Here is an 18,178-nt window from a genome sequence, read left to right as displayed (position 1 = left end):
GAGAGTTACTCAGGGGTAAACCAAGCAAATCTACGCCTTGGAACCATCCTGCCCCCTGAGATGACAGCACACATGACTCCCACTTTGAGCCGCATCGCTTCGTACGTCCCGCGCACGGACATCCCATCCGAGCCCCTCTCTCGCCCCAAACGTGAAACCCCCGCGCTGGAAACAGCTGATAAGTCGCGTGTCGCGGGCGATCGCGAGTTGGCCAACGAGTATGGGTTTGCAATGCTACGCGCGGCCAAGGCCGGTACGGATGTGCGTATCAACGCGATTGACCCACACTCCACCTTCGGCCAGTGGCGCGAGCAGTTGAAAAACACCCTTCAGTTACCCGACGTTGTTCAGTGGGCTCAAGACAAAGGGATCGACGTTTCGTCGCTGATACTCAACACGCAGTCAGGGCAAGTTTCCTTCAAGCTCAAGCGCCACCTTGACCCCCAACAGAAACTGCACACGGTTGGTCCAGAAGACCGGCAATGGGCCGCTATCCGTGGGCCTATCCTTCACGCCGCACAGGTTATCTGCGCCGGGTATCCTGATACAGCCTTCATGCCTCAGGAGGTTCTTCAGGATGTGCAAATTCCGGGATCGATAATCGCGCGTTTTTACCAGGAACAGCCGCCGGCGCTGACGGCGAGTGACCTGCGTACACAGGCGCACGGCATTCTGCGCAACTCAAGCTTCAAGACCCTTGATGCTGGCACCGACGCTGGCTTGATCGAATCCCGCAGCGAAGACGCGCTCCTGCACCAGCAAGCGTTAGTGGGCGATATCCTCATCCGCAATCAGGTCGTCTTCGAACTAAAGGAGCTGTCGCCCTTGCCCAAGGACGGCTTCGAACACCCCGATGATCTTGAAAACCAGTTGAAGCGCAAGAAACTCTCCCTGCCTGCTCATAACACCTATCCCTCCACCTATCCCTCCACCTACCCCGCCGCCGACCATCAACCAGCGAACACCATCAGTGTGTTTGACTATCTGCGGGATCATGGCTTGGACATCCCCAGCAATCACAACGAGCTGGAAAACCTGACCACAGCACTTTCCACACTGCCTCCCTACTCGCCCCCCAATGGCAACCTAGGCGGGGCGCTGGCGTGGCCCGTGCCGCTTGATACGCAAAGCCAGCAGCAGCTCAAGGCAGACATCGGCGCAGGCAAGTTCGGCAACATCAATGTGAGCCCCTTCAAGAATGTCCTGGAATATCTGCTCGACGGCAGGAGGGTCACGGCTGCCGACCTCAACGATCCACGCAAGTTGATCGATACCTTGATCGAAGCCCCTAAAAGCAAGGCCCTGGGAGAGGCGATTCAGGCTGCATTCGAAGCGCGGGAAATCAAGGGCAGCGCCAACGATTGGTTGCTCGCCGCCATGGGCCTGGAGAAAAACACAGAGAACGGCGATGGACTGACCATTGAAGGCTATCGACTGGTCAGCGCTGAAAACACCAACAAAACCGCCTCAACAGTCGTCAAGGCATTGGCCGATCATCTGCTCGCCAGCGACAGGGCTTCGTCCCCCGAAACCGCCGCCATTCAAGCACACCTTTTGCTGACCAGCAGAGCGCCGGAATTCTTGATCAAGGATATTCCGAAGGAGGTCACCATCGGCACTCACGCGTGGGTCAGTTTCGCCACCGCTGTTTCGCGCATCGAAGCAAAAGCGCCAGGCTCGACGGCAGGCATGACCTTTGCGCAAGTCATGCTTGAAACCAGCATCGCACCGATCAGTGAACAAGAGCGCCACATTGAATATGCCGCCCAGAATGACGCGCTCAAGGATTGGGCCATCGCCAACGGGAGAAAACCTCCGCTCACCCCCCTTGTAATGGGCGAAGTGCGCAAAACGTTCAGTACGATGATCAACGAACTGAGGGAGGCTAGCGAAACATCACTCGGCAACCTGCCAACGGCCAAAGAAATAGCACTGGCGCAATTAAAAAAAGCGCTGCCGGACATGGACCCCAAACTGTTCGAGAAAAAATGCATCACCATAGACCCTCCCCATAAACGGTTCCCCGGGCCTTACTCGATACTGGACGCCTACATCGATGGCCGACCGCTTTTCTGGACGCCCAACCGGGAGGAGTTCTGGTCGGAAGAAGCACGCAACTTCAAAAATCTTTTCGTATCCAGGGAAAACGAGGAGCGACCAGATTCACGGCCAGCAGCCTGGGTATCCTCATCAAAAGAGTTCGACCTTGACAAGGTGACTCAAACGCTGAAAACCCTGCCACGCCCCAGAGAGCTGTTCGAGCCGCAATACGCTGAGTTCTCAAGCGCCTTGAAGAAGATCAAGTCCGCACAGTTCAAACAGATGATCGCCAAACTTCCGCTGGAAGACCGCGAGAACCTGGCGTTCATCAAACTGCCCGTTCGCAAGCACATCAGGTATTACCGAGACGATCATCCCAGGGTCGTGGAAGAAGGCGTACTGCTGTTCGACACCGAGCGCAACGGCAAGAAAATGACCTACGCGATTGATCGGATCAAGGGCACCGTGACTCGGCGGCCCGATCAGACTTACGTCGAATACCCACCTAGAAATGGCACTATTCCGCAATTGGGCCAAAGGTACGACACCGTCAAACCTGAGGGTTCGCAACCGCCAGCACTGCCCGACGGGAAAACAGCCGGGCACGGTGCGCCTGACAGTTTCAACAGCGCCAGTACCCAATACATCATCGACACGCTGTTTGCGGACATGAACTTGCCCGAGGTAGAGCGTTACGCCCGAGGGGCGACAACCTTTGATACCCAAGTACCCCTGCATAAGACCATTGAAGCAATCGTGGTGGGGCTGATTCCCTTCAAGTCGAGCATCGAGAACTTGATCGCGGGCAACATCAAGGAAGGTGCCGTCGAACTGGCTATTGATATCTTTGGTTTCGTGGTGGGCTTCGGCGGTGCGGTCAAAGGCCTGAGCGCCCTGGCGAGGGGGGCATCGACGCTCGCAAAAGCAGGTCAGGTCGTCAGAATCATCGGCCGAGCAGCACTCGGCGCGCTGAACCCGTTGGACGGGGTTGGTGATCTAGCGCGAGGTGCCCTGCATCTTGGAAAAAAAGCCGTCAACGCAAGCTATAAGGGTATTAACCACCTGCGCAATCACCACCGCAGCGTCGACCTGCTGCAATTGGCCAAAAGGCCCGATATCGCCGAAGGCACCTACAAGTTGGCCGGTAACGGCAATGAAATTCCTGCCCTGGCCAAATTCGACGAAGGCACGCAAAGGTGGTTTGCGTTTGACCCGCGTACGCAACAGGCCTATGGCAAGTCCCTCGAGCAGTTCAGTGTTGGCCCACGGGGGGGATTGGACGCGATCGGCAGCAACGACGTGATAACGACCGTCAGCCAGCGCCATGGCTTGGCAGCCGCCGGCACATTCAAGGTCGGACAGAAGAGCGTTGAAGGCAACGTTGTGATGTTTCAGGGCAATTGGCATCAATACGACCCGCTGAAAAAACAACCTATCGGCCCTCCATTGAAAGACTTCACCCCCAGTCGGGTAGCGGCCAGTGGCGAAGTACGGGTCGCGGATGCCGATTTGCTGGGGTATCAAGCCAACTACATCGAACCGCGAGAGCTTTCGAGCAAAGGCCTGCAGGGCAACGTGTATCAAGGCCGCAGTAAAAAGGAATATGTGAAGGTCGATGGAGCGCTGTATGAATCCAAAGTCAAGGACGGCCAGCGATTCATCCTCCACCCCACAGGCAAGGGCCCTGACATACCGGTCAAGGATCTCGGCATTTCCGGGTGGGAGCCTCGTTCCAGGTCTGTCGGTCTGCTGGGGGGCGCGAAGGAATTTCATACACCATGGCAATTGGGCGATAACACGTATGTCGTGCCGATGGACGGAATCAAGGTGGTGGAAAACGCTGCCCCGCCTTTCAGGATCAACGTCAAGGGCGCCGACCACGCCGTCGACTTTGACAGTACACACGGCGCCTGGCGAGGTGTCTCTTCAAGCCTGGACGCTCCCTATTTCTGGCGAAATCCTAAAGGAGCGTGGCAGCAAGGCAACATTAATGACTTTCTTCGCGCTAAAAAGGCAGACGCTCATCACTACCAATTCGTCGATGTTTCGGCGATCCCGAAAGTCCCGAAAGAGGTCACCCCCTTACCCCAGAGCTTGCATTATTTTTGGGCCGGCCAGGACCTCCCCGCCCATTTGGCCGACAACCTGGCTAAAAACAGCCGACGTGCGCCCGGATACACCTCAGTCATCCATGTTGACGCCGATACCCCTGAAATTTTTGAAAAGATAAAAACCACCCTGAAAGACAAAGCCCCCGGCGTGACGGTCAAGAACTTTCGGGAGGATGCCCTCTACACACAGTTGAAAACTGATGAAATGTACAATTATTTCCGTCAAGGACAAGGTAAAAACCTGGCGGCCACTTCGGATATCGCGCGTTATCAAATCATGCACAAGCATGGTGGGGTTTACCTGGACACCGATGACCTCATCCAGACCAACGTCGATTCCGGCGCGTTAATGGCGGGGGCCAATGATGTCCTGCTCGGTCACCCGGTGGTGCATCGGTCCACCGACTTCAAACCTTTCTATAACAACAGTAACTTTGCCACCCAGCCTGGCAACCCGTTGATGAAAGAAGTCATCACTGAAATGCACAAGCGCTTTGCCGCGAACAAACCCTATTTTGTGAACAACCGCCCGGTGGCCCGGCAGTCTATCAACGGTGGTGCATTTACCTCTGATCTCGACGAATACGGGAAAAAACTATTCGAAACGACGGGCCCTACCCTGCTCAACGACACACTCAAGGCAAAACGACCCGATATGTATGAGCTGGGACTGGAAGGGTTCTCAAAAGATACGAATGTCGTGGACGGAGAACTGGTCTCGTCTGGGCCGGTCGTCAACAACGAAGAGAGAGCCCTGGACTTATATCGAGAACGGGGTATTAAGCCGCCCCTGCTGCTGCGCCTTCATATCAGTAAAATGCGCGAGCATTATTTCCCGCTTCGCCATAAATTCAACGTGAAACCAGGGGCCGACCATTCCTGGAAGACTGGCTGATCGCCCCTCGTTCAACCTCTACCCGTCCGGACGGATCAGTCCTGCTCCTCGGTGTTGCCGACGTCCGCCGCTTCATCCAGGTCGTTGAGCGGCACTTCAGCATCGTCCATCAACGAGCCTGGGTCTTCATTTCCAGGATCGTTGAGTTCTTCGTCCAGTTCTTTTGACATGACCATCTCCTCTAACCGCCTTGGGTATCGATATCAGCATCGGTTTCAGGCTTGGGCTCGAGCGGCTCAGGCTTGAAGTCTGGACTGTAGTCGTTTTCCTTGGCCTCTGGGTCGCTTGCCGGCTTTGGGTCTTTGGGGGCATCGGCGCCAGTGCTGGGGGCCGGCTCGCCGCCGTCGATCACTGGGTCGTTGCGGTTACTGGTTTGAGGATCGTTGTTAGTCGTCATGGCACACCTCTTTACAGGCCTGTGGGGCATCTGTACCCCGTAATGCTAAGGCGCCGCGTTACGGGATGAAGTTCAGTCCGATTGCTCAGTGCAATGGGTTGTCGACCTGGATGTAGAAGGCATAGATGCCCAATACCAGCCAGAACCCCATGAATAACCAAGGCGCGCGCATGGAAAACAGCAGCGATTTGCGATAGCCCTTGTGGGTCGACTCCATTTCGGAAAACAACGGCGAGTCATCGTAGGCCATGCCCATCACCGGTTCACTGCGCAGCAGCTCGCTTTGCTTGTAGTGCCAGTGATCGATGATCTCGTAGGCGGCGCGTATGCCCGGCCAGGCGTTGAGTGAGCTGAGGATCCCCAGCGCGGCGAGAATGGCCGGCACCAGCAGGGTGAACAGCTTGCCCCACTCCGGGTTGAGATTGCCCATCCCGGAGACGAAGGCAATGACCAGGAATGACTGGGCGGTGAGGTAGGCGTCGGTGCGGTTGGCCAGGATGCTGGTTTCGTACTGGATCTCGCGACGATAGAAGTCGAGACGGTCCTTGGGCGAACCGAAGATCTTGGCGTTGTGCTCGCTGTGGTCGGTCAGCGCCGCTTCCGGGGAGTTGGGCGAAATGATTCTAGGCACGACGGGGGCTCCACAAGGTTTCAAGGCTTATTAGAAGAAGCGCGTCAGGGGGAAGTTCAAGTTTGTCGTGCACCAAATTGAGGCGCCGTGGTGAGGGCCGCCTCGCAGCCAGCGGCGGCAAACGCCCACGCCACGGGATAATCACCGTGCCTCAGCGGTTCCGGCACACGCCTTGCTTAAACCATTCATCTGCCCACATTCAGGAGCATTCGTTACCCCCCGACCCAGAGCCGACCCCATAAGAAAGTAAGGACCAGGCCCGTTGGCACCCTCGACCACGGGCTCATAAAAATGCGTTTAAAAGCGGCAGTGCCCCCCGCGCTCCCCTCGGCACTGACAAGGTACTGGAATGGCTCGATCTTTCTTTGACGAAATGAATGACGCGCAAGGCGTTTGCCGCGCGCACTACCAGGATTTCTCCCGCTGGCTGGCCAACACGCCGCCGGAACTGCTGGCCCAGCGACGCCGCGAAGCCGATTTGCTGTTCCACCGCGCCGGGATCACCTTCACCCTCTATGGCGACGAACAGGACACCGAGCGCCTGATCCCCTTCGATATCATCCCCCGCAGCATCCCCGCCAGCGAATGGAGCGTGATCGAGCGCGGCTGCATCCAGCGGGTCAACGCGCTGAACATGTTCCTCGCCGACATCTACCACGACCAGCGCATCATCAAGGCCGGAATCATCCCGGCCGACCAGGTGCTGGGCAACGAGGGCTATCAGCAGGCAATGGTCGGCCTCGACCTGCACCGGGGCATCTATTCGCATATTTCCGGGGTGGACCTGGTGCGCGACGGCGACGGCACCTACTACGTGCTTGAAGACAACCTGCGCACCCCCAGCGGCGTGAGCTACATGCTCGAAGACCGCAAGATGATGATGCGCCTGTTCCCGGAAGTGTTCGCCAAGCAGCGCATTGCGCCGGTGGACCACTACCCCAACCTGCTGCTCAAGACCCTGAAAAGTTCGAGCCGCCTGGACAACCCCAACGTGGTGGTACTGACGCCGGGCCGCTTCAACAGCGCGTTTTTCGAACACGCCTTCCTTGCCCGGGAGATGGGCGTGGAGCTGGTGGAAGGCGCCGACCTGTTCGTCCACGACCTCAAGGTGTTCATGCGCACCACCGACGGCCCCAAGGCAGTGGACGTGATTTACCGGCGCATTGACGACGCGTTCCTCGACCCCGAGGCGTTCAATCCCGACTCGATGCTCGGCGTGCCCGGCCTGGTCGCGGCGTATTGCGCCGGCAACGTGGTGCTGGCCAACGCCATCGGCACCGGCGTGGCGGATGACAAGTCGATCTACCCCTATGTCCCGGCCATGATCCGGTTCTATCTGGATGAAGAGCCGGTGCTGCAAAACGTGCCGACCTTCCAGTGCCGCAAACCAGAGGAGCTGTCCCATGTGCTGGCCAACCTTGAGCACCTGGTGGTCAAGGAAACCCAGGGCTCCGGCGGCTACGGCATGCTGGTCGGCCCGGCGTCCAGCGCCGCCGAGATCGAGGACTTCCGCCAGCGCATCAAGGCCCGGCCCCACGCCTACATTGCACAGCCGACCCTGAGCCTGTCGACCTGCCCGACCTTTGTCGAAAACGGCATCGCGCCACGGCATATCGACCTGCGCCCCTTTGTGCTGTCGGGCAAGGAAACGCGCCTGGTGCCCGGTGGCCTGACGCGCGTGGCGTTGCGTGAAGGCTCGCTGATCGTCAACTCGTCGCAAGGCGGCGGAACCAAGGACACCTGGGTGGTGGAGGGCTGAGTATGTTGAGTAGAACCGCCGCAGACTTGTACTGGATGTCCCGCTACCTGGAACGCGCCGAGAACCTGGCGCGCATGCTGGAAGTCAGCTATTCGCTGTCGTTGATGCCCCAGGCCGGGCGCAGCGATGGGCTGGACGAACTGGCGATGTCACTGCTCAGCAGCGGCACCCTGGACAGTTACCTGGAGCGCCACACGCAACTGGACGCCGAACGCATGCTGCATTTCTTCGCCCTGGATGAAGAAAACCCGGCGAGCATCTACAACTGCCTGCGCGCCGCCCGGAGCAATGCCCATGCGGTGCGCGGACGCATCACCGCCGACATGTGGGAAAACCTCAACGCCACCTGGCTGGAAATGCGCAGCATCGCCGCCGGCGGCCTGGCGCGACACGGCATCAGCCACTTCTGTGACTGGGTCAAGCAACGCTCGCACCTGTTTCGCGGCGCCACCTCCGGCACCATCATGCGCAATGACGCCTATCGATTCATTCGCCTGGGCACCTTTGTCGAGCGCGCGGATAACACCCTGCGCCTGCTGGATGCGCGTTATGAGATGTTTGGTGAAGAGTCCGAGGAAGTCAGCGACCTGTCGGCACGCGGTTATTACCAGTGGAGCGCCCTGCTGCGCGCGTTATCGTCGTTCGAGGCGTATACCGAGTTGTACCCGAACGCCTTGAATGCACGCTCGGTGTCGGAGTTGCTGCTGCTGCGCAGTGATGTGCCGCGCTCGCTGCATGCGTGCATCGAGGAACTGAGCCATATCCTCGCCGACCTGCCCGGCAGCTACGGGCGCACGGCGCAGCGCCTCGCGGCGGAGTTCGAGGCGCGGCTCAGGTACACGGGCATCGATGAGATCCTGGAAGACGGGCTGCACACACGGCTGACGGACTTTATCGACAGCGTGCGCGAGTTGGCGCGGTCGATACAAAGCTCGTATCTGGAAGTGGTCTAAGCGCACCCCAGATCAAAACTGTGGGAGGGGGCTTGCTCCCGATGGCGGTGTATCAGCCAGCCTATTTGTAGCTGACCCACCGCTATCGGGAGCAAGCCCCCTCCCACATGGACCGCAGTCCACCTGTCAGCTATCAATCGACCACCACCTGGGCAACAACTGCCGCACCCGCGCCTCGCCAAAGCGGTCATCGATCAACATCACCACCCCGCGGTCGTGCTGGCTGCGGATCACCCTCCCCGCCGCCTGCACGACTTTCTGGATACCGGGGTACAAATAGGTGTAGTCATACCCCGCGCCGAAGATCGCGCCCATGCGAATCTTCATCTGTTCATTCACCGGGTTGAGCTGCGGCAAGCCCAAGGTGGCGATAAACGCCCCGATCAGGCGCGCACCGGGCAAATCGATGCCTTCGCCAAACGCGCCGCCCAGCACCGCGAAGCCGATGCCCTGGCTGTGCTGGGTGAACTGGTCCAGAAAAGCCTGGCGCTGCGCCTCGGCCATGCCCCGCGACTGCAACCACAGCGCGATCTGCGGATGACGCTCGGCCATCAACTGCGCCACCTGTTGCAGGTAATCGAAGCTTGAGAAAAACGCCAGGTAGTTGCCGGGTTGCTCGGCAAATTGCCGGGCGATCAAGGCCACAATGGGTTCCAGCGACGCCTGGCGATGCACAAAGCGCGTGGAGATCCGCTCGACGATACTCACCCGCAATTGCTCGGCCTGGAACGGCGATTCGACGTCGATCCAGGCGGTATCCGTCGGCAGCCCGAGCAGGTCGGCGTAATAGTGGCGTGGGCTCAGGGTTGCGGAAAACAGCACGCTGCTGCGCGCGGCGGTCAACCTGGGCCGGATGAATTCGGCCGGCACCACGTTGCGCAGGCACAGGGTCGAGCTGCTGCGCTTGCCGCTGAACGTGCGCTTGCTGATGTCGAAGATGAAGTGCTCATTGAACAGCTCGGCCACCTTGGCAAATTGCAGCGCTTCGAAGTAGAAGGCTTGCAGGTCGCCATTCAGGGCTTCGGGATGCTCGTTGAAGTAATCGCCCATGGCGCTGGCGCACAGGCTCAGGGCCTGGAGCAGCTTGTCGGGTTTGGCCGCGTAGGCCTGATACGCCGCGAGCTGGTCCTTGTGCAAGGCGTTCCACTCACGGTTCAGGCGCTGCAAGGGCTTTTTCAGCACCTCGGGCGCACTTTCGCGCAGGGTCTTGAGGCTGTACTGATCGAGGCTCGCGCTGTACATCGAACGCGCGCGCTCGACCAAGTTATGGGCTTCGTCCACCAGCACTGCGACGCGCCATTGGTTGAGCTGGGCCAAGCCGAAGAGCATCGCGCCAAAATCGAAATAGTAGTTGTAGTCAGCAACCACAACGTCGGTCCAGCGCGCCATTTCCTGGCTCAGGTAATACGGGCACACATCGTGGGCCAGCGCCACTTCGCGCAGATTACGTTGATCAAGCAGGCGAACCCCGGACGCCGCCTGGCGCGCGGCGGGCAAGCGGTCGTAAAAGCCCTTGGCCAGCGGGCACGAATCGCCGTGGCAGGCTTTATCCGGGTGCTCGCACGCCTTGTCCCGCGCCACCAGTTCCAGCACCCGCAAAGGCAAGTCGGGGCTGCTGTCGTACAGCACTTGGGCGGCATCCAGCGCCAGCTTGCGACCGGGGGTTTTGGCGGTGAGAAAAAACACCGTGTCCAGTTGCTGTGGTGCCAGGGCCTTGAGCATCGGAAACAGCGTACCGACGGTCTTGCCGATGCCGGTAGGCGCCTGGGCCATCAGGCAGCGGCCGGTACTCACCGCCTTGTACACCGATTCGGCCAGCGCGCGTTGGCCGCTGCGAAACTCGGCATGGGGAAACGCCAGGCTCTGCGCGGCGCGGTTGCGCGCTTCACGGTGCTGCATCTGCTGGTGGGCCCAGCGCAGAAACAGCGCGCATTGCTGGTTGAAGAAGTGTTCGAGGTCGGGCGCGGCAAAGCGTTGCTTGAGCAGGGTTTCGCCCTCGCCGACGATATCGAAGTACACCAGCGCCAGCTCGATCTCATCAAGCCCCAGCTTCTGGCACATCAACCAGCCGTAGACCTTGACCTGGGCCCAATGCAGTTGCCGATGGTTGGCCGGCTGGGCCTGGAGGTCACCGCGATAGGTTTTTACTTCTTCGAGGCGATTGCTGTCCGGGTCATAGCCGTCCGCCCTGCCGCGTACCTTGAGTTGCTGATACTCGCCTTCGAGCGCCACTTCGTTCTGATAGTGGGCACTGCGCCGCGACGCCACCGTGCGATGGCCGACGATGCCTTCCTGGGCGCTGGGCGATGGGGTAAAGCGCAAGTCCAGGTCTCCGACCTTGGCCGTGAACTCACACAACGCCCGCACCGCGACGCTATAGCTCAAGCGGACTCTGCCCAGCGCACATAACAGACCGTGACCGGCATCTGGTACTCACCGCAGAATTCCAGCCAGCGCAGCTGGTTGTCCTGCAGGCGGTCGCCAGGGCCTTTGACCTCGATCATGCGGTAGGTTTTTTGCGCCGGCCAGAACTGGATCAAGTCGGGCATCCCGGTGCGGTTGGCGCGGATGTCCAGCAGTAGCCGCTCGAACCAGTAGCGCAAATGTTCGGCAGGCAGGCACGTCAGGGCTTGTTCCAGCAGCTCTTCGCTGAGCAGGTTCCAGAACACAAAGGGCGATTGAATTCCCCATTTGTCCACGTAGCGTTGGCGGATGGTGGTTTTGTAGCGCTCGTCGCGCAATTGCTCGAAACACGCGCTGAACAAGGCGGCGCGGCGTTGTTGGAAGTCTTCGCTGTGCAGGTCGGCCGGCCCGCGCTGGAACGGGTGGAAAAACGCGCCTGGCAGCGGCGCGAAAATCACGTCCCAGCACAGCAGGCCGAACAGCGAATTGATCAGGCCATTTTCCACATAATGCACCGGCGCGTCCGGCTCGCTCAGATGGGCCTGCACGCAATATTCCACCGACATCAGCGGCTCGGGCAATGCCAAGGCGAGGTCCAGGCGCGTGAGGGCCCGCGGCTTGGCCTTCGCCACCTTCGGCTCACCCAGCTTGCGCCGCAGGCGCGGCAGTACGCGCAGCAGATGTTGCTGCTCGGCGGCGCTTTCCGGTGCCTGTTGCGCGGCGACGGCCAACGCCAGGGCGGGCGCATAAGCCTCCTGACGTTCCAATACGCGGATCAATCGCGCGCGCGCGCCGGGATAGCTGCAGCCGCGATAGATCTGCTCGGCCAAGCCCAGTTCAGCGCTGCGTTCACAGCATTGGCCGATCTGGAACAGCAACTTGGCGCGGCGTTTTTCCAGCCAGGGGTTGTCGGTGTGCAAGCTGGCGATGTGGGCCAACACCGTTTCCAGCGCCTCACCCGCCTCAAACGCTTGCTGGCACTGGTGCAGGAACACACAGCCCTCCACGTCGGCGCGGCTGCGCAATCCACGAGACTCGGCGCAGAACGGCACCTTCTCATAGGTGTAAATGCCCAGGTCCGCCAGCACGAACTCCGACCAGTCCTGGTAGAGGTTGCCGAAAAACATCAGGCGCAGGCGGTCGCACAGCTCCATCATGGTAAGGCTGTAGAGCACGTCCTGCAGTTCGGGGCACCAACGGGCAAAGCTGCGGCGTTCACTGAACCGCGAAGCCAATGGCGCCAGCCAGTCGGATTTCCTGGCGCTGGGCTGGTCGATCCAGGGCTTGAAGGCCATGAGCAGTTCGCCTTTTTGCAGCAAGCCGAACAGTTCATCAAAGCCCAACAGGCATTGATCATCGACCCAACCGCTCGCCAGCAGTGGCTGCATGGCCGCATGGGGGCAGCCGATTTCCAGGTAATTGAGCTTTGCTCCACGAAAATGCACACCCTTGCGCATGACCATGCGTACCAATAACGCCTGTGACGCTTGCGGCAACCTGTCGAATTGCTGAATGAACTGCAATTCGTCCGGGTCGAGCAAATCGGCGTAGCGCTGCTGCAACCCAATCAGCACTTGGCGGAAGTTGTGCAAGTAATACAAGGGGTCTTCGAGGGGGTGGGCCATGGCGCAGAGTAATCAACTACTGGTTATGCATACAGAGTGCCGTTGCAAACGCATTGTTGCAATCGGTAATAGATAAATGGCGCCTGCAACTTTTTGCAAAAAAGCGATCAGATGTGGGAGCTGATCGCGTAACATTTATGCCCCGCAGCCAGACGCTGCGGGGCTTTTCAAGGTAAAGGTAAGGGTAATGAACATGAAGAATTTGGGTCTGCCGCTGGTTGCACTCACTTTTCTGGTATTGGCCGGTTGCTCAACGCAAACCGTGGTGACGTTGCAAAACGGCACACAGTATTTGACCAAGGACACACCCAACGCCAAAACCGCCGACGGCTTCTATGAGTTCACCGATATCGCCGGCAAGCGCATCCGTATCAAGGCTGCTGATGTGGCGACGGTGCGCGAGGAAAAATAATCTCAGGCTGGCCTATACCAAATGTGGGAGGGGGCTTGCCCCCGATTGCGGTGTATCAGCCTGCTTATATGTAGCTGACCCACCGCTATCGGGAGCAAGCCCCCTCCCACAGTTTTGACCGCATTCCAATAGTTAGCCGATCACAATCCCCTCCCCCGACAAACTGCTCACACCCACCAGTGTCACCGAGTCGGCGCCGAAGCTGATCACCGTATCGCCGCCCACCACCTTGGCGTGGTCACGATAATCCGTGCTGCCCCCTACCCCGTCGAACACCAGCTTATCCGTCGCCTGATAGCCAATCACCCGGTCATTGCCAAACTGCCCGCTGAACAGAAAGGTGTTATGCCCGCTGCTGTCGCGAATCGTGTCGTTACCTTTGCCACCCTCGACAAAGTCCGCGCTCTTGCCGCCCTGGATCAGGTCGTTGCCGTGGCTGCCGATAATGAACGTATTGCCCTGGTGCGCTTCGGCATTACGGTTGAGGTCTTGCACCCAGGTGGTGGCCCGCGCCGGGTCGGACAGGTTGGCGACAATCACCGTGGAGTCGCGGGTCATCTGCTCGTAGAAGCCAGAGTCGAGGATGCGCGTCATGCCGTCGCCATAGCCGGTGGGCAAGTGCGATACCCAGGTCGGCAGGTTGAGGATGGAAAACGGCAGCGCGTTCCATAGCGTCGACGCGTAGTGGTCGTTGAAGCTGACGATATTATCGGTACTGGACGCGTGGGGCTTGTCGTGCACGCCAAACGACGACAGGTTGGAGGAGTAGCCATCCAGCGCACGGAATACCGGGTCATTTTCGTAGCCCACGTTCAGCACCTTGTCACCGGCACTCTGGGTCGGCGAGGCATAGGCCACGTAGTTGGAATCCTTGTAAAAGCTCGACCATTTGCTGTCGCTCAAGTCGGCCATGCTGTTGACCGCCAGTCCACCGAGGCTGTGGCCGCTGACCACCACGTCGTGGCCGCTCAGGCCGTGGGCACCGGCATACTCGGCGACGTTCTTGAGCAGGCCGCCGAAGGCTTCGCCGGCGTAGTTTTTCGCATAGTCCTTGGGGCCGAGGGCAGCAAGCAGGTCGCTGACCAGGTCGCCGATGGAATCGGTGATCAAGTTTTCACGCGGCCCGGACGTACCGCGAAAACCGATACCGATCTCCAGCAACGTGCCCGCGTCATCGTACTTGCCCAGCACCTCGACCTGTGCGGTGGTGTAGCCGGGCTTCTCGCCGAAAAAGGTACCCCGCGCATCGACCTTGCCGGTGTAGCCGAGGGTGCTGGCGCTGATGGGCGTCCAGCCGGCCTGTTGCACCGCCTCTAACGCGGCTTTTTCCGAATCGGGGTTCCAGGGCAGGCCGGGAATCACCCCCTGGGAATCGGTGCTACCCAGCAAGGCCCCGACCAGCGTGGCCGGCAGGCCCAAGCCCAGGCCATTGTGCTGATACCCCACGGCGAAGCCGTTATCCAGGTTGTGGTAGGAATACAACGTGATCGCCATCGCATCGGCGAACAACGCTTTGGAGCCCTCGGTCCCGAGGTTTTTGTAGTCAAAGATACCCATGGCACTGCCTCTCTGTTGTTGGATTTGTAGAGAAAGCCAAAAAACCTGTTATCCGTTACCGACTGTAGGAGCGAGCTTGCTCGCGAAAAACTAAAAGGCGCCGCGTTTTTTCAGGTAGAGCGCGTCATCGTTGACGATCTTCGCGAGCAAGCTCGCTCCTACAGTGGTTTTTAAAGCCTTAGAACGCCCAGTCCAGGCTCAAACCGACGCCGTGCACCTTCTCCTTGCTGGCCAGCAAACCGTTGTAATCGAAGTTCACCCGCGCATCCTTGCTCAACGCCAGGCTCACCCGCGCACCGACCAGCGCCGCATCACGCACCATCGGCGCGCTTTCCACCGCGAACGAAGGGCCACCCGAGGCAAACGCCAGGTGCTGTTCGGAGTCGGTACTGCTCAGGTTGTGCTGCCAGCCCAGGGTGCCGGACACTTCCAGTTGCTGGTGATCGTTGACGTTGAAGGTTTTCAAGGCGCGCACACCCAGGGTGCTCAGCACCAGGTCGCGGCTGTCGTCGCCGCTTTTCAGCGCGGCGGCATCGCCCTTCTCGGTGAACCCATCGGTGTCCAGGTGCACGTAGGCCAGGTTGGCGAACGGCTCCAAGGCCAGTGGTTGCAGGTTGACGCGGTACGCCGCCTCGGTGAACACCTGGGTGCTGTGGGCATCGACCTTGGCTTTCTGCTTGCCGCTGACGTCACCGTATTGCAGGTCACGCTTCACATCGGCGCGGTGCCAGCTGTAGGTGGCGCCGCCGCTCAGGCGCCAGGCGCCGATTTCATGACCGGCATACGCGCCGAAGTGGTAGCTGTCGACCGACGCACGGCTATGGGTATCGCTGCCCATGTTCAACGAAGTATCGCTGTAGCCCGCCACCAGCCCGATGCGTGTCGCGTCGTCGAGGGCACCGTCGACACCGGCCAGCATGCCGCCGATAGACGTGGTGTAGCCCGCCGTGTCGTTGCGGCTGTCGGTCTTGCCCCATGCGCCCAGTGCCTTGACCCACACGTTGCCACGGCTGTCGATGGCCTGGCTGGTCGCGCCCATTTCACCGTTGCGCAGGCGCTCGCCGACCGCTTCGCGTACGTAGCGGCTGTCATTGACCAACGCCGTTTCCAACGCCGGATAGACTTCGCCGCTCAGTTGCTGGAACGCGCCTTGTGCCGACGCCGCGGTCGGTGCGAGCAGCAAGCTTTCATACACCCCATTGCCCGCGCCCAATTGCTCGGCGGCGGAGGCGACGGCGCGTTGGTTCGGCGTAGCGGCAACACTGGCGAAGCTGTTGGTGCGTGCCACGTCCAGCTGCACACCATTGGCCGCGTAGTTCAAGGTGCCGCCGATGAACAGGTAGTCAGGCAGTACCGCACCGAAGTTGCCAGTGACGCCACCTGCGGCTTGCAGAATGTTGTACTGGCGGCCGATCAGGCTTTGCGCCTGGGTCGCGCTCAACAGGGTCGGGCTGTTTTCCAGGGCCAGGGTCACGGTGCCGCCGTTCAGCGTCGCGGTGCCGCCGGCAACGATACGGTCGCTGCTGGTGGGCGACAATTCCACCGCGTAAGTCGAGCCCGGCTCGAAAGTGACATTGCCCGCCACGTTCAGCGTGCCGATGGAGTTGCCAGGCGCCACGGTGCCGCCGCTGTTTGCGCTCAGCGAGCCGATGCGCCCGGAGCCACCGACGATGCCGCTCTGGCTGACGGTCACGTCGGAGGTAACCGAGCCGTTGACCGCCAACAAGCCTTGGTTAACCAGGCTCGGGCCGCTGTAGGTGTTGGCGCCGGTCAGCACCAGGGTGCCAATGCCCTGCTTGGTCAGGCCGCCATGCCCGGCGATGTCGTTGCTCCATACATCCAGCCCGCAATGCACGTCGTTGCACACGCGCTGGGTCGGTTTGCCGGCATCCACCACCGCGCCGATGCCCGGCAGGTCCGCGACGAACTGGCCAGTGCCATAGGCGCCGTCGATGCGAAACTCAGCCGGAATATCCTCGGCGGTAATGAACATCCCCGGGCCATTGACTGCCTTGCCCAGGTTGATCATGCCCCAGCCGTACAGCGAGTCGATGCCCGGCGCGCCGAGGTCGGTGGCGGTGGTCTTGAGCAGCGTGGAGATCTGGTCGCCACTCATGTACGGGAAGCGCTCCATCAGCACCGCCGCACTGCCGGCCACGTGGGGCGCGGCCATGGAGGTGCCGTTGAAGTTGGCGTAGTCGGTGGTGAGGTTGTCCAGGTTGGTGCCGTTGATGATCGAACTGAAAATCTTGGTGCCCGGTGCCGACACACAGAAACTCGCCGCATAGCCGCAGCGCGAAGAGAAGGTGCTGATCACGTACGGGTTGGCGCTGGTGGTGTCCGGGTTCTGCTGCAGGGCCGCCACCGACAGCCAGTTCGGCGCAATGTCCGGCACGAAATACGCCAGGCCCGAAATGGCATCCGGGTTGTTGCGGTTGTAGTCGTTACCGGCGGCAAAGATGGTCAGCACACCGCTGCGGGCGGCGTCGATCGCACCTTGGTAAGCACCGCCGGCAATCGTGCCGAGAATCGGCCGAATGGTGTTGAACTGCGCCTGGGCTTCATTGACCGTGAAGTTCGGAAAGGCGGGATCGCGGCCGCCCTTGGCGTACTGATCACCGATGCCGATGCCCCAGCTGTTGTTGATGATCCGCGCGCCGCTGGCGACCAGCGCGTCCCAACCAGCTTTGTACACCGCACCATCGTTGCCCAGGATGATCCCGTCTTCCGGGCCTGGGTCACCGTTTTCGGCGCTGATGATCTGCGCGTCGAACGCCACGCCGTGCATCGGCCCGCCGTCGCGGTTACCGGCGGCAATCCCGCCGACGTGAGTACCGTGGTTGCCCAGCTTGCCGTTGGAGCCCAGGGACGGCGTGCCGTCATAGCGAAACGCATCACCGGCCTTTACCGGGATATACGGGTCGGTGTATTGGCGGATACCCTCGGTGACGATCGTCACCACTTTGTTGGGGCTGGCGAATTCCGGGTGCTGGGCATACACCGGCTGGTCGAAGATGCCCAGCTTGACGCCCTTGCCGGTGTAGCCCGCCGCATACGCGGTGTCGGCATGCACCGCGCCCAGGCCCCAATCGGCCTTGAACTCATTGCTGCGCCAACTGGCGGCGTCGCCCAGCTTGCCGGTTTCCACATAGGGTGCGGCCTGGGCGGTCCCCAGGCTTGCCAGGCAACACAACAACGCGCCGTATGGCACGCTGCTCAAGGCCTTGAGCGGATAGCCCGGGCCTGTGGGGATGGCGGTAGTTAACCCTGACTTGCGTTTTTTCACGGTGACCTTCCTTAGTTTTCTTGTTGCCAGTATGTGAACCACTTCCAATGTGGGAGGGGGCTTGCTCCCGATGGCGATGTATCAGTCGGCACAACGGGCGTCTGACACG

Annotated in this window: 11 protein-coding genes; 4 read left to right on the top strand and 7 right to left on the bottom strand. The window is 60.3% G+C overall.

The genetic code is table 11. The annotated features are described in order from the left end of the window. Positions 1 to 72 precede the first annotated feature (72 nt). Entirely contained in the window at positions 73 to 5,046 is a 4,974-nt protein-coding gene (locus C4J86_RS13075; RefSeq protein ID WP_124370700.1) for a glycosyltransferase family 32 protein, read from the top strand. A 35-nt stretch (positions 5,047 to 5,081) separates the two neighbouring features. Here the strand turns inward: C4J86_RS13075 and C4J86_RS27055 are convergent, their stop codons facing one another. The 3 genes from C4J86_RS27055 to C4J86_RS13065 all read right to left on the bottom strand — a co-directional run bounded on the left by C4J86_RS27055 (position 5,082) and on the right by C4J86_RS13065 (position 6,074). Beyond that, complete coding sequence (locus C4J86_RS27055; RefSeq protein WP_256658857.1) at positions 5,082 to 5,216, bottom strand: hypothetical protein; 135 nt, start codon at positions 5,214 to 5,216, stop codon at positions 5,082 to 5,084. A gap of 11 nt (positions 5,217 to 5,227) precedes the next feature. Further along, on the bottom strand, positions 5,228 to 5,443 hold the full coding sequence (locus tag C4J86_RS13070) for a hypothetical protein (RefSeq protein WP_124370699.1): 216 nt from the start codon (positions 5,441 to 5,443) through the stop codon (positions 5,228 to 5,230). 85 nt (positions 5,444 to 5,528) lie between these two features. Then, positions 5,529 to 6,074: a hypothetical protein gene (locus C4J86_RS13065; RefSeq protein ID WP_124367040.1), complete on the bottom strand. Its 546-nt coding sequence runs from the start codon at positions 6,072 to 6,074 to the stop codon at positions 5,529 to 5,531. A gap of 349 nt (positions 6,075 to 6,423) precedes the next feature. Here C4J86_RS13065 and C4J86_RS13060 point away from each other — a divergent pair, with 349 nt between their 5' ends. Both C4J86_RS13060 and C4J86_RS13055 read left to right on the top strand, forming a co-directional pair. Continuing rightward, positions 6,424 to 7,833: a circularly permuted type 2 ATP-grasp protein gene (locus C4J86_RS13060; RefSeq protein WP_124362848.1), complete on the top strand. Its 1,410-nt coding sequence runs from the start codon at positions 6,424 to 6,426 to the stop codon at positions 7,831 to 7,833. A gap of 2 nt (positions 7,834 to 7,835) precedes the next feature. Beyond that, a complete protein-coding gene (locus tag C4J86_RS13055) occupies positions 7,836 to 8,786 on the top strand; it encodes an alpha-E domain-containing protein (RefSeq protein ID WP_124362847.1) in 951 nt (316 codons plus the stop codon). A 126-nt stretch (positions 8,787 to 8,912) separates the two neighbouring features. Here the strand turns inward: C4J86_RS13055 and C4J86_RS13050 are convergent, their stop codons facing one another. Together C4J86_RS13050 and C4J86_RS13045 are read right to left on the bottom strand one after the other, a co-directional pair. Beyond that, a complete protein-coding gene (locus C4J86_RS13050) occupies positions 8,913 to 11,171 on the bottom strand; it encodes an ATP-dependent DNA helicase (protein WP_124370698.1) in 2,259 nt (752 codons plus the stop codon). After that, complete coding sequence (locus C4J86_RS13045) at positions 11,168 to 12,814, bottom strand: VRR-NUC domain-containing protein (RefSeq protein ID WP_124370697.1); 1,647 nt, start codon at positions 12,812 to 12,814, stop codon at positions 11,168 to 11,170. Before C4J86_RS13045 ends, C4J86_RS13050 begins: the two co-directional genes overlap by 4 nt. 187 nt (positions 12,815 to 13,001) lie before the next feature. Here C4J86_RS13045 and C4J86_RS13040 point away from each other — a divergent pair, with 187 nt between their 5' ends. Next, positions 13,002 to 13,226: a YgdI/YgdR family lipoprotein gene (locus tag C4J86_RS13040; protein ID WP_124370696.1), complete on the top strand. Its 225-nt coding sequence runs from the start codon at positions 13,002 to 13,004 to the stop codon at positions 13,224 to 13,226. Positions 13,227 to 13,358: 132 nt separating this feature from the next. On the opposite strand, the gene C4J86_RS13035 is transcribed toward C4J86_RS13040, so the two are convergent. Together C4J86_RS13035 and C4J86_RS13030 are read right to left on the bottom strand one after the other, a co-directional pair. Continuing rightward, on the bottom strand, positions 13,359 to 14,783 hold the full coding sequence (locus C4J86_RS13035) for a lipase (protein WP_124370695.1): 1,425 nt from the start codon (positions 14,781 to 14,783) through the stop codon (positions 13,359 to 13,361). Positions 14,784 to 14,961: 178 nt separating this feature from the next. Then, positions 14,962 to 18,069, bottom strand: coding sequence for an autotransporter serine protease (locus C4J86_RS13030; protein WP_124370694.1), 3,108 nt, complete (start codon positions 18,067 to 18,069; stop codon positions 14,962 to 14,964). Positions 18,070 to 18,178: the final 109 nt, after the last annotated feature.

The sequence above is a fragment of the Pseudomonas sp. R2-7-07 genome (assembly GCF_003852355.1).
GTDB lineage: Bacteria > Pseudomonadota > Gammaproteobacteria > Pseudomonadales > Pseudomonadaceae > Aquipseudomonas.
The sequence above is the reverse complement of the archived record's forward strand: the minus strand, read 5'-3'. Positions and strand labels throughout refer to the sequence as shown.